This window comes from Streptomyces sp. Inha503, from assembly GCF_047215865.1.
GTDB classification, from domain to species: domain Bacteria; phylum Actinomycetota; class Actinomycetes; order Streptomycetales; family Streptomycetaceae; genus Streptomyces; species Streptomyces lycopersici.
Genome location: NZ_CP178360.1, coordinates 9,499,347 through 9,511,393 on the forward strand (window position 1 = coordinate 9,499,347; position 12,047 = coordinate 9,511,393).

12 protein-coding genes are annotated in these 12,047 nt (G+C 71.7%); 11 read left to right on the forward strand and 1 reads right to left on the reverse strand.

All coding sequences use genetic code 11. From position 1 onward, the window contains the following. Nucleotides 1–54 precede the first annotated feature (54 nt). Complete coding sequence (locus ACJX2R_RS40350; RefSeq protein WP_413104107.1) at nt 55–2,262, reverse strand: elongation factor G-like protein EF-G2; 2,208 nt, start codon at nt 2,260–2,262, stop codon at nt 55–57. Between the two features lie 206 nt (nt 2,263–2,468). On the opposite strand from ACJX2R_RS40350, the gene pgsA reads away from it, so the two are divergent. The 11 genes from pgsA to yajC all read left to right on the forward strand — a co-directional run bounded on the left by pgsA (nt 2,469) and on the right by yajC (nt 12,043). Further along, nucleotides 2,469–3,137, forward strand: coding sequence for a phosphatidylinositol phosphate synthase (gene pgsA, locus ACJX2R_RS40355; RefSeq protein ID WP_413104108.1), 669 nt, complete (start codon nt 2,469–2,471; stop codon nt 3,135–3,137). Then, entirely contained in the window at nt 3,134–4,078 is a 945-nt protein-coding gene (locus tag ACJX2R_RS40360; RefSeq protein WP_413104109.1) for a phosphatidylinositol mannoside acyltransferase, read from the forward strand. The genes pgsA and ACJX2R_RS40360 overlap by 4 nt, the downstream gene beginning before the upstream one ends. Then, on the forward strand, nt 4,075–5,235 hold the full coding sequence (locus tag ACJX2R_RS40365) for a glycosyltransferase family 4 protein (protein WP_413104110.1): 1,161 nt from the start codon (nt 4,075–4,077) through the stop codon (nt 5,233–5,235). The genes ACJX2R_RS40360 and ACJX2R_RS40365 overlap by 4 nt, the downstream gene beginning before the upstream one ends. 98 nt (nt 5,236–5,333) lie before the next feature. Continuing rightward, nucleotides 5,334–5,891 (forward strand): hypothetical protein, encoded by a 558-nt coding sequence (locus tag ACJX2R_RS40370; RefSeq protein WP_262700932.1) that lies wholly within the window; start codon nt 5,334–5,336, stop codon nt 5,889–5,891. Between the two features lie 227 nt (nt 5,892–6,118). After that, nucleotides 6,119–7,039, forward strand: coding sequence for a pyridoxal 5'-phosphate synthase lyase subunit PdxS (pdxS, locus tag ACJX2R_RS40375; RefSeq protein WP_413104111.1), 921 nt, complete (start codon nt 6,119–6,121; stop codon nt 7,037–7,039). A 90-nt stretch (nt 7,040–7,129) separates the two neighbouring features. Next, nucleotides 7,130–7,750, forward strand: coding sequence for a pyridoxal 5'-phosphate synthase glutaminase subunit PdxT (gene pdxT / locus ACJX2R_RS40380; protein WP_413104112.1), 621 nt, complete (start codon nt 7,130–7,132; stop codon nt 7,748–7,750). A 160-nt stretch (nt 7,751–7,910) separates the two neighbouring features. After that, complete coding sequence (locus ACJX2R_RS40385) at nt 7,911–8,663, forward strand: YebC/PmpR family DNA-binding transcriptional regulator (RefSeq protein WP_020867089.1); 753 nt, start codon at nt 7,911–7,913, stop codon at nt 8,661–8,663. 161 nt (nt 8,664–8,824) lie between these two features. After that, on the forward strand, nt 8,825–9,448 hold the full coding sequence (gene ruvC, locus ACJX2R_RS40390) for a crossover junction endodeoxyribonuclease RuvC (protein ID WP_413104113.1): 624 nt from the start codon (nt 8,825–8,827) through the stop codon (nt 9,446–9,448). Next, nucleotides 9,445–10,065 carry a Holliday junction branch migration protein RuvA gene (gene ruvA, locus ACJX2R_RS40395; RefSeq protein ID WP_413104114.1) on the forward strand — a complete coding sequence of 207 codons (621 nt, stop codon included), beginning with the start codon at nt 9,445–9,447 and terminating at the stop codon, nt 10,063–10,065. Before ruvC ends, ruvA begins: the two co-directional genes overlap by 4 nt. A gap of 67 nt (nt 10,066–10,132) precedes the next feature. Continuing rightward, complete coding sequence (gene ruvB / locus ACJX2R_RS40400; protein WP_262700936.1) at nt 10,133–11,221, forward strand: Holliday junction branch migration DNA helicase RuvB; 1,089 nt, start codon at nt 10,133–10,135, stop codon at nt 11,219–11,221. A gap of 273 nt (nt 11,222–11,494) precedes the next feature. After that, nucleotides 11,495–12,043 carry a preprotein translocase subunit YajC gene (gene yajC, locus ACJX2R_RS40405; protein WP_413104115.1) on the forward strand — a complete coding sequence of 183 codons (549 nt, stop codon included), beginning with the start codon at nt 11,495–11,497 and terminating at the stop codon, nt 12,041–12,043. Nucleotides 12,044–12,047 lie beyond the last annotated feature (4 nt).

Sequence of the window (12,047 nt, forward strand, 5' to 3'; positions counted from 1 at the left end):
CGCCGCGGACGGCCCGTGGCATGGCCGTGAACTACGCCATGGACGGGCCGTGAACTACGCCTCCGCGGCGACTTGTTCGCGCATTCGCTCGGCCAGCTGGTGGGGCATCGGCTCATGCCGGGCGTAGGAGCGGCTGAACCGTCCCGTGCCATGCGAAAGCGATCGCAGATCGACCGCGTACCGACCGATCTCGATCTCCGGCACATCCGCCTTGATCAAGGTCTGTCCGCCGCCGGACTGTTCGGTGCCGACGACCCGGCCGCGCCGGCCGGACAGATCGCTCATGACGGCGCCGACATAGTCGTCCGAGACCAGCACGCCCACTTCCACCACCGGCTCCAGCAGGTCGATCCGGGCGTCGGCGGCCGCCTCGCGCAGCGCGAGCGCGCCCGCCGTCTGGAAGGCGGCGTCGGAGGAGTCCACCGAGTGCGCCTTGCCGTCCAGCAGCGTGACCCGCACATCGACCAGGGGATACCCGGCGGCGACGCCGCGCGCGGCCTGGCCGCGCACGCCCTTCTCGACGGACGGGATGAACTGCCGGGGCACCGCGCCGCCCACGACCTTGTCCACGAACTCGATGCCCGAGCCCTCCGGCAGCGGCTCCACCTCGATCTCGCAGATCGCGTACTGGCCGTGCCCTCCGGACTGCTTGACATGGCGGCCGCGCCCGGCCGACTTCGCCCCGAAGGTCTCGCGCAGCGAGACCTTGTACGGCACCGCGTCCACCTGGACGCCGTACCGGCTGCGCAGCCGCTCCAGCGCGACGTCCATATGCGCCTCGCCCAGACACCACAGCACCACCTGATGGGTGTCCGGGTTCTGCTCCAGGCGCATCGTCGGGTCCTCGGCGACCAGCCGGGACAGGCCCAGCGACAGCTTGTCCTCGTCCGGTTTGCTGTGCGCCTGGATGGCCACCGGCAGCAGCGGATCGGGCATCTGCCAGGGCTCCATCAGGAGCGGCTGGTCCTTGGCCGAGAGGGTGTCCCCGGTCTCGGCGCGGGTCAGCTTGGCCACGCACGCCAGATCGCCCGCGATGGCCTGGGGGAGGGTGCGCTGCTGTTTGCCGAAGGGCGCGGACAGGGCCCCGACCCGCTCGTCCACGTCGTGGTCCTCATGGCCGCGGTCCTCCAGACCGTGTCCGGACACATGGACGGTCTCGTCGGGGTGGAGGGTGCCGGAGAAGACCCGCACCAGGGAGATCCGGCCGACATACGGATCGGAGGAGGTCTTGACCACCTCGGCGGCCAGCGGACCGTCCGGATCGCAGCTCAGCGGCGGGCGTGCGGCGCCCTGCGGGGTGGTGACGGCAGGCGTCTCGCGCTCCAGCGGGGACGGGAAGCCGCCGGTCACCAGGTCCAGCAGTTCGACGGTGCCCAGGCCCTGCTTGGACCCCGCCCCGGCGGGCGCCGCCGCCAGCACGGGGTGGAAGCTGCCGCGTGCGACGGCCTTCTCCAGATCCTCGATCAGCGTCTTGACGTCGATCTCCTCACCGCCGAGATAGCGGTCCATGAGGGTCTCGTCCTCGCTCTCGGCGATGATCCCCTCGATGAGCCGGCCGCGGGCCTCCTCGACCAGCGGCAGCTGGTCCTCCTGGGGCGGCGATTCGGTGCGCACCCCCGAGGAGTAGTCGAAGACCCGCTGGGTGAGCAGCCCGATGAGCCCGGTCACGGGGGCGTGCCCGTCCGGCCCCGGCTCGCCGCGCAGCGGCAGGTACAGCGGGAGCACGGCGTCGGGGTCGTCGCCGCCGAAGCTGTCCCGGCACAGCTCGGTCATCTCCTCGAAGCTGGCGCGGGCGGCCTCGAGGTGGGTGATCACGATGGCGCGCGGCATCCCGACCGCGGCGCACTCGTCCCAGATCATGCGGGTGGCCCCGGTGATGCCCAGGGCGTCCTGGGCGGCCGAGACAACGAAAAGGGCCGCGTCCGCGGCTCGCAGACCGGCCCTGAGTTCCCCGACGAAATCGGCATAGCCCGGGGTGTCCAGGAGATTGATCTTCATCCCGCCCCATTCGACGGGGACCAGCGACAACTGGATCGAACGCTGCTGCCGGTGCTCGATGTCGTCGTAGTCCGAGAGACAGCCGCCGTCCTCGACTCTGCCTGCCCGGTTGACCGCGCCCGTCGCCAGTGCGAGGGCCTCCACCAGCGTCGTCTTTCCGGTCCCACTGTGGCCGACCAGAACCACATTCCGCAGGGAGCTGGGCCGGTCGGCCGCCACTGCCCTTCCGGCGGCCCCTGGGTGTGTACTCGTCTTGTCGCCCATGTGTCTCGCCTCCCGGTCGACACCTTGCGATACTTCGAGCTTTCCACCCCTGTAACGGTGCGTCCATACGTCACACATGCGGCCGTACCGCGCGCGGGGTCGCGGAGCCTTCCGACAGGTGCACGGCGCCCCTCCGGGGCGTGGCTACGATGGGCGCGCCGGTGGCCTCTTGACCACCCGGCCCGTTTCGACCCCCCGGGAAGGCCATGCTGAACAAGTACGCGCGTGCATTCTTCACGCGTGTTCTCACACCGTTCGCCGCCCTGCTGATCCGCCTCGGGGTCAGCCCCGACGCGGTGACCCTCACCGGCACCGCCGGCGTGTGCGCGGGCGCACTGGTCTTCTATCCCCGGGGGGAGTTCTTCTGGGGCACCGTCGTCATCACGCTGTTCGTCTTCTCCGACCTGGTCGACGGCAATATGGCGCGGCAGCTGGGGCGCTCCAGCCGCTGGGGCGCGTTCCTCGACTCCACGCTGGACCGGGTCGCCGACGGCGCGATCTTCGGCGGTCTGACGTTGTGGTACGCGGGCGGCGGGGACGACAATGTGCTGTGTGCGGTGACCATCTTCTGCCTCGCCAGCGGTCAGGTGGTCTCGTACACCAAGGCCCGCGGCGAGAGCATCGGCCTGCCGGTGAACGTCAACGGGCTGGTGGAGCGTGCCGAGCGGCTGGTGATCTCGCTGGTGGCGTGCGGCTTCTCTGGGCTGCACAAGTTCGGCGTGCCGTATATCGACGTCCTGCTCCCGATCGCGCTGTGGATCGTGGCCGTCGGCAGCGCGGTGACCCTCGTCCAGCGGGTGGTCACCGTGCGCCGGGAGGCCGCCGAGGCGGACGCCGGGGAGCGGACGGTGCCCCAGGGGGGCGAGGCGCGGTGAAGGAGACGCTGACCGACGCGCTGTACGGACTCGGCTGGAGCGTGGTCAAGAAGCTCCCGGAGCCGGTCGCCGTGGCGCTCGGGCAGCGCATCGCCGACCAGACGTGGAAGCGGCGCGGCAAGGGCGTGCTGCGCCTGGAGGCCAATCTGGCACGCGTGGTGCCGGACGCCTCGCCCCGGCGGCTGGCCGAGCTGTCGCGGGCGGGCATGCGCTCGTACCTGCGCTACTGGATGGAGTCCTTCCGGCTTCCGGCGTGGAGCCCGGAGCGGATACGGGGCGGCTTCGACGTCAAGGACGTGCACTATCTGGTGGACGGTCTCGCCGAGGGCCGGGGCGTGGTCCTGGCGCTGCCGCACATGGGCAACTACGACCTCGCCGGGGCCTGGGTGACCACCCATCTGGGGGTGCCCTTCACCACGGTCGCGGAGCGGCTGAAGCCGGAGTCGCTGTACGACCGGTTCGTGGCCTACCGCGAGGGGCTGGGCATGGAGGTGCTGCCGCACCAGGGCGGGAGCGCCTTCGGGACGCTGGCGCGGCGGCTGCGCGCGGGCGGTCTGGTGTGTCTGGTGGCCGACCGCGATCTGTCGGCCTCGGGCGTGGAGGTGTCGTTCTTCGGCGAGCGGGCGAAGATGCCGGCCGGGCCCGCCGCGCTCGCCCTCCAGACCGGCGCCCTGCTGCTGCCGGTCACCCTCTGGTACGACGAGTCGCCGGTGATGCGCGGGCGGGTGCATCCGCCGGTCGAGGCGCCCGGGGACGGGAACCGCGCGGAGCGGGTCGCCGTCATGACCCAGGAGGTGGCCGACGCCTTCGCCTCGGGGATCTCCGAGCACCCGGAGGACTGGCACATGCTTCAGCGGCTGTGGCTCGCGGACCTGGACCGCGGTCCCGGAGGCCCGGGAACGGCCGGAGATCCCGGGCGCCCTGGAATGGAGAAGCCTTGAGAATCGGGATCGTCTGCCCGTACTCCTGGGATGTCCCAGGCGGCGTCCAGTTCCACATCCGCGATCTGGCCGACCATCTGATCCGGCGCGGTCACCAGGTCTCCGTGCTGGCCCCGGCGGACGACGAGACGCCGCTGCCGCCGTACGTGGTCTCCGCCGGGCGCGCGGTGCCGGTGCCGTACAACGGCTCGGTGGCCCGGCTGAACTTCGGCTTCCTGTCTGCCGCGCGGGTGCGCCGCTGGCTGCACGACGGCGCCTTCGACGTCATCCACATCCACGAGCCCACCTCGCCCTCACTGGGCCTGCTGGCCTGCTGGGCGGCCCAGGGGCCGATCGTCGCGACGTTCCACACCTCCAATCCGCGCTCCCGGGCCATGATCGCCGCGTATCCGATCCTCCAGCCGGCGCTGGAGAAGATCAGCGCGCGGATCGCGGTGAGCGAGTACGCGCGCCGGACGCTGGTGGAGCACCTCGGCGGGGACGCGGTGGTCATCCCCAACGGCGTCGATGTGGACTTCTTCGCCGACGCCGAGCCGAAGGAGGAGTGGCAGGGGGAGACGATCGGCTTCATCGGCCGGATCGATGAGCCCCGTAAGGGGCTGCCGGTGCTGATGCGCGCCCTCCCGAAGATCTTCGAGGACCGGCCGGGGGCGCGGCTGCTGATCGCCGGGCGCGGTGACGAGAAGGAGGCCGTGGCCGATCTGCCCGCTCCGCTGCGGGAGCGCGTGGAGTTCCTGGGGATGGTCAGCGACGAGGACAAGGCGCGGCTGCTGCGCAGCGTCGATGTCTACGTCGCGCCCAATACGGGCGGCGAGAGCTTCGGCATCATCCTCGTCGAGGCCATGTCGGCGGGGGCCGCGGTCCTGGCCAGCGATCTGGACGCGTTCGCCCAGGTGCTGGACGGGGGAGCGGCGGGCGAGCTGTTCGCCAACGAGGACGCGGACGCCCTGGCGGCGGCCGCGGTGCGGCTGCTGGGCGACGGGGAGCGGCTGGCCGAGCTGCGGGAGCGGGGCAGCCGGCACGTACGGCGCTTCGACTGGTCGACGGTGGGGGCGGACATCCTCGCGGTCTACGAGACGGTGACGGACGGGGCGGCGTCGGTGGCCGCCGACGACCGTACGAGGCTGTGGGCCCGGCTGGGGCTCGCGAGGGACTAGGGCCCTTCTGGAGGCGCCTCACACCGCCGCGTGCGGTGGCCCCGGCTTGAGGGTTAGGCCCCGGACTCCGGGGGCGGCAGGCGGTAGCGTGGCGGGTCGTGAGCACCTTGATCTGGATCGCGGTCGCACTGGTCGTGATCGCCGTCTATCTCAGCTGGACCGCGGGACGCCTCGACCGGCTGCACAGCCGTCTGGACGCGGCACGGGCCGCGCTGGACGCGCAGCTGCTGCGGCGTGCCTCCGTCGCCCAGGAGCTGGCCACCGCCGGAGTGCTCGACCCCGCCGCCTCGATCGTGCTGTACCAGGCCGCGCACGCCGCCCGGCAGTCCGAGGAGGAGCACCGCGAGGTCGCCGAGAGCGAGTTGAGCCAGGCGCTGCGAGCCGTCTTCGAGGACAGTGCCCAGGCCGAGGCGGTACGGGAGGCGCCGGGCGGCGAGGACGCGCTGGGGGAGCTCACGGAGGCGGTGCGGCGGGTGCCGATGGCCCGGCGGTTCCACAACGACGCGGTGCGCGCGGCGCGGGCGCTGCGCCGCCATCGGACGGTGCGCTGGTTCCGGCTGGCGGGCCATGCCCCGTTCCCGCTCGCCTTCGAGATGGACGACGAGCCACCGGCGGCGCTGGGGCGGGTGCCGGGCACCGAGGAAGCCGAGCGCTGAGGAGTCCTGCGCCGAGGGGGTGACCGACCTTCGCGTACCGAGGATTCACCGGTCGCTTCGAGCCACCGGCCTTTGATTGGCCCTTGCCGATCCCGGCCCCGACGCGGTTTTGTCATTCGTGTAGCACACACGCTCACGACCTGGACCAGATGGCCGGGTCATGTACCGGTATCGAACGGCCCTACGATGGGCTCATCGCACTTTTCATTATCGAGTGAGGTCAAACCGTGTCCATCACGCCCGCCAGCACGTCCAACTCCGACGCCCCCGCGACCGGCACCGCCCGCGTCAAGCGCGGTATGGCCGAGCAGCTCAAGGGTGGCGTGATCATGGACGTCGTCACCCCCGAGCAGGCCAAGGTCGCCGAGGACGCCGGAGCCGTCGCGGTCATGGCCCTCGAGCGGGTGCCGGCCGACATCCGTAAGGACGGCGGCGTGGCCCGGATGTCCGACCCGGACATGATCGAGGGCATCATCAACGCCGTCTCCATCCCGGTGATGGCCAAGTCGCGGATCGGCCACTTCGTCGAGGCGCAGGTGCTTCAGTCGCTCGGCGTCGACTACATCGACGAGTCCGAGGTGCTCACCCCGGCCGACGAGGTCAACCACAGCGACAAGTGGTCCTTCACCACCCCGTTCGTCTGCGGAGCCACCAACCTGGGCGAGGCGCTGCGCCGGATCGCCGAGGGTGCGGCCATGATCCGTTCCAAGGGCGAGGCCGGTACCGGCAACGTCGTCGAGGCCGTGCGCCACCTGCGTCAGATCAAGGGCGAGATCGGCCGGCTGCGCGGCCTGGACAACCATGAGCTCTACGCGGCCGCCAAGGAGATCCGCGCCCCGTACGAGCTGGTCGCCGAGATCGCGCAGACCGGCAAGCTGCCCGTCGTGCTGTTCTCCGCCGGTGGCGTCGCCACCCCGGCCGACGCCGCGCTGATGCGCCAGCTCGGCGCCGAGGGCGTGTTCGTGGGCTCGGGCATCTTCAAGTCGGGCGACCCGGCCAAGCGCGCCGCCGCGATCGTGAAGGCCACCACCTTCTACGACGACCCCAAGGTCATCGCGGAGGCGTCCCGGAACCTCGGCGAGGCCATGGTCGGCATCAACTGCGACACCCTCCCCGAGTCCGAGCGCTACGCCAGCCGCGGCTGGTAACCGGCGCCCGTACGGCACCACATGGCACCACGCGCCCGGCCCGCCGGCCCGGCGCGTGGTGCCCCTGACGTTCGAGAGGTCTTCGCTTCCGTGACTACGTCGTCCATACCGGCTACGTCCACCGCCGACGCCCCAGTGATCGGTGTGCTCGCCCTCCAGGGCGATGTCCGCGAGCATCTCGCCGCGCTCACGGCGGCCGGGGCCACGCCCCGGCAGGTCCGCAGGCCCCAGGAGCTCGCCGAGGTCGCGGCCCTGGTGATCCCCGGGGGCGAGTCGACCACCATGTCCAAGCTGGCGGTCATCTTCGGGCTGCTGGAGCCGCTGCGCGAGCGGGTCAGGGCCGGGATGCCGGTGTACGGTACGTGCGCGGGCATGATCATGCTCGCGGACAAGATCCTCGACGGCCGGGACGACCAGGAGACCATCGGCGGCATCGACATGATCGTGCGCCGTAACGCCTTCGGCCGTCAGAACGAGTCCTTCGAGGCCGAGGTCGACGTCCAGGGCATCGAGGACGGCCCGGTCGAGGGGGTCTTCATCCGCGCGCCGTGGGTCGAGTCCGTGGGCGGCGGTGCGGAGGTGCTCGCGACGTTCGACGGGCACACCGTCGCCGTGCGGCAGGGCAATGTCCTGGCGACCTCGTTCCACCCCGAGCTGACCGGCGACCACCGGGTGCACCGGCTCTTCGTGGATATGGTGCGGCGCGCGTAGCGCTCCATCGAGGGCGGCGGTGGGAGACGGGAGGGCATGGTGCGGCGCGCGTAGCGCTCGGTGGGGGAGCCGGGAAGGACGTCCTCGCCGCGGGCCGGGCCGATCCCGGTAGGATCTCAGGCGTTCGTACAGCAATGGGTTACGCGAAGGAGACAGGCGGATGTCCGGCCACTCTAAATGGGCTACGACGAAGCACAAGAAGGCCGTGATCGATGCCAAGCGCGGCAAGCTCTTCGCGAAGCTGATCAAGAACGTCGAGGTCGCGGCCCGGATGGGCGGTGCCGATCCGGAGGGCAATCCGACGCTCTTCGACGCCATCCAGAAGGCGAAGAAGAGTTCGGTTCCGAACAAGAACATCGACAGCGCGGTCAAGCGTGGTGCCGGTCTCGAGGCCGGTGGCGCCGAGTACGAGACGATCATGTACGAGGGCTACGGCCCCAACGGAGTGGCCGTCCTCATCGAGTGTCTGACCGACAACCGCAACCGCGCGGCCTCCGACGTCCGCGTCGCGATGACGCGCAACGGCGGCTCGATGGCCGACCCGGGCTCCGTGTCGTACCTGTTCAACCGTAAGGGCGTCGTCATCGTCCCCAAGGGCGAGCTCACCGAGGACGACGTGCTGGGCGCGGTCCTGGACGCGGGCGCCGAGGAGGTCAATGACCTCGGTGAGTCCTTCGAGGTCATCAGCGAGGCCACCGACCTGGTCGCGGTCCGCACCGCCCTCCAGGAGGCGGGCATCGACTACGACTCGGCCGATGCCAACTTCGTGCCCACGATGCAGGTCCAGCTCGAGGAAGACGCCGCGCGCAAGATCTTCAAGCTGATCGACGCTCTCGAGGACAGCGACGACGTGCAGAACGTCTTCGCCAACTTCGACGTCTCCGACGAGGTCATGGCCAAGGTGGACGCCTGACGGCGGATCGGTACGGCGGTCAACGCCCTCGGGACAACGCCGAAACGGGCCGGCGGGGCAGCACCCCACCGGCCCGTCGGCGTTGTCCGCGGGCGTTGTCGGCGGCAGCCGCTAGCCTGCGCAGGAACAGGTGACCGAAGCGCGGTGAGGGGAGGGGCGCGGTGCGTGTGCTGGGCGTGGACCCGGGGCTGACCCGGTGCGGGGTCGGCGTGGTCGAGGGGGTCGCGGGCCGCCCGCTGCGGATGCTCGGCGTCGGCGTCGTACGGACCGGGGCCGATACCGCGACCGCCGACCGGCTCGTCCTCATCGAGCGCGGCATCGAGGAGTGGCTGGACGCCCACCGGCCGGAATTCGTCGCCGTGGAGCGGGTGTTCAGCCAGCACAACGTCCGCACCGTCATGGGCACCGCCCAGGCCAGCGCCGTCGCCATGCTGTGCGCGGCCCGCCGCGGGCTGCCGGTCGCGCTGCACACCCCCAGCGAGGTCAAGGCGGCCGTCACCGGATCGGGGCGCGCCGACAAGGCGCAGGTCGGCTCGATGGTGACCCGGTTGCTGCGGCTGGACGCACCGCCCAAACCGGCCGACGCCGCCGACGCGCTGGCGCTCGCCATCTGCCACATCTGGCGGGCCCCCGCGGCCAACCGCCTCCAGCAGGCCGTCGCCGCCCACCGCACCACGAGCCCCGCCCGCACCACAGACCCCGCCCGTACCCAGAGCCCCGCCCGCCCGACGAGCCCCGCCCGCACCCCGAGCAGCGCGCGTACCACGAAAGGCCGTACCTCATGATCGCGTTCGTCTCCGGTCCGGTGGCGGCCGTCGCCCCGGACACCGCCGTGATCGAGGTCGGCGGGGTCGGGATGGCGGTCCAGTGCACTCCGGCCACCCTGGCCGGGCTGCGCGTCGGCCAGCAGGCCCGGCTGGCCACCTCCCTCGTCGTCCGTGAGGACTCGCTGACCCTCTACGGCTTCGCCGACGACGACGAGCGCCAGGTCTTCGAGCTGCTCCAGACCGCCAGCGGGGTCGGCCCCCGGCTGGCCCAGGCCATGCTGGCCGTGCACTCCCCGGACGCGCTGCGGCTCGCGGTGTCCACCGGGGACGAGAAGGCGCTCACCGCCGTCCCCGGTATCGGCAAGAAGGGGGCGCAGCGGCTGCTGCTGGAGCTCAAGGACCGGCTCGGCGAGCCGGTCGGCTCCGCCGTGCCCGGCGCCCGCTCGGCGGCCGCCCCCGGCTGGAGCGACCAGCTGCACACCGCGCTGGTCGGCCTCGGCTACGCCACCCGGGAGGCCGACGAGGCGGTGGCCGCCGTCACCCCGCGGGCCGAGGAGACGTTGGCCGCGGGCGGTACGCCCCAGGTGGCTCAGCTGCTGCGGGCCGCCCTGCAAACCCTGAACCGCACACGGTGAGCCACCGCGGCCGCGGCAGGCCGCGACCGGCGGCACCACCGAAGACGACATCGCGAGGCGAAACGCAGTGAACTGGGACGAGACCCCTCCGGCCACCGCCGACGACGCCCCGTCCGGCGCGGGCGGCCGGCTGGTGGGCGCCGACGCGGACGGCGACGACCAGGCGGTGGAGGCCGCGCTGCGCCCCAAGGACCTCGGCGAGTTCGTCGGCCAGGAGCGGGTCCGCGAGCAGCTGGACCTGGTGCTCAAGGCGGCCCGGCAGCGCGGCGGCACCGCCGACCATGTGCTGCTCTCCGGCGCGCCCGGACTGGGCAAGACCACCCTCTCCATGATCATCGCCGCCGAGATGGGCGCCCCGATCCGGATCACCTCCGGCCCCGCCATCCAGCACGCCGGCGATCTGGCCGCGATCCTCTCCTCCCTCACCGAGGGCGAGGTGCTCTTCCTCGACGAGATCCACCGGATGTCCCGGCCCGCCGAGGAGATGCTCTACATGGCGATGGAGGACTTCCGCGTCGACGTCATCGTCGGCAAGGGGCCCGGGGCCACCGCCATCCCGCTGGAGTTGCCGCCGTTCACGCTGGTCGGCGCCACCACCCGGGCCGGGCTGCTGCCGCCCCCGCTGCGCGACCGGTTCGGCTTCACCGGCCATATGGAGTTCTACGCCCCGGCCGAGCTGGAGCGGGTCATCCACCGTTCCGCCGGGCTGCTCGACGTGACCATCGATCCCGAGGGGGCGTCCGAGATCGCGGGCCGCTCCCGCGGCACCCCCCGGATCTCCAACCGGCTGCTGCGCCGGGTGCGCGACTACGCCCAGGTCAAGGCGGACGGGGTGATCACCCGCGAGATCGCCGCCAGCGCCCTGGCCGTCTACGACGTGGACGAGCGCGGTCTGGACCGGCTGGACCGGGCGGTGCTCAGCGCCCTGCTCAAGCTGTTCGGCGGCGGGCCGGTGGGCCTGTCGACCCTGGCGGTCGCGGTGGGGGAGGAGCGTGAGACGGTGGAGGAGGTCGCCGAGCCCTTCCTGGTCCGGGAGGGGCTGCTGGCCCGTACCCCCCGGGGGCGGATCGGTACCCCGGCGGCCTGGGCGCATATGGGGCTCACCCCACCGCCGCAGACCGCCGCCGGTGGTCAGGCGGGCCTCTTCGAGACATGATGAGCCGGGGGCGCGGCAGCGCGGCGCATGACGTGCCATGACGGGCCGGACGGGCCGCGGCAAGGCATAAGCGCTCGCTTACCCTGCATCATGGCGTAGAGGACCAATAATGGCGGGGTCAGGAACCCCGGTACCGCGCCGGGCGTTGTTCCATTGGCGTGGGCTCGCTTAGACTCCGCCGATGCCGTCCGTATGCCGTCCGCTCACTGTGCGGTATACCCACCCCCGTAGACCAGGCCGCTCCCCGCGGTCGTGTGAAGGAATTTCCGTCCCGTGAATATCGTGACTCTCCTGCCGTTCATCGTGCTTATCGGGGCCATGTTCCTGATGACGCGTTCGGCCAAGAACAAGCAGCGCCAGGCCCAGTCGATGCGCAATGAGATGCAGCCGGGTTCCGGCGTGCGGACCATCGGCGGCATGTACGCGACGGTCAAGGAGGTCCACGACGACACGGTCCTCCTTGAGGTGGCCCCCGGCGTGCACGCGATCTACGCGAAGAACGCGGTGGGAGCCGTCCTGCCGGACGACGAGTACAACCGCGTGGTGCACGGCATCGACCCCGACGAGGACGCCGCCGACACCCCTGTCGTTCCCGACGACGCCTCCTCGCTGACCGAGGCCGCCGACGCCGACTCGTCCGCCGACAAGGTCGGGCTCGAGAAGGCCGACCAGGCCGACGACGACGCGGTCGAGCAGGCCGACGCGGCCGACGAGGCCGGGAAGACGGACGCCAAGAAGATCGACCTCGGCAAGGACGACGCCGCCGCCGCGGCGGGCACCTCCGAGGACGACAAGCGGGACGGCGGCACCGACGCGAAGTAAGTCC

Coding starts and splice junctions, on each gene's coding strand:
- ACJX2R_RS40350 (WP_413104107.1), bottom strand. CDS start 2,262: ATGGGCGACAAGACGAGTACACACCCAGGGGCCGCCGGAAGGGCAGTG.
- ACJX2R_RS40385 (WP_020867089.1), top strand. CDS start 7,911: ATGTCCGGCCACTCTAAATGGGCTACGACGAAGCACAAGAAGGCCGTG.
- pgsA (WP_413104108.1), top strand. CDS start 2,469: ATGCTGAACAAGTACGCGCGTGCATTCTTCACGCGTGTTCTCACACCG.
- ruvA (WP_413104114.1), top strand. CDS start 9,445: ATGATCGCGTTCGTCTCCGGTCCGGTGGCGGCCGTCGCCCCGGACACC.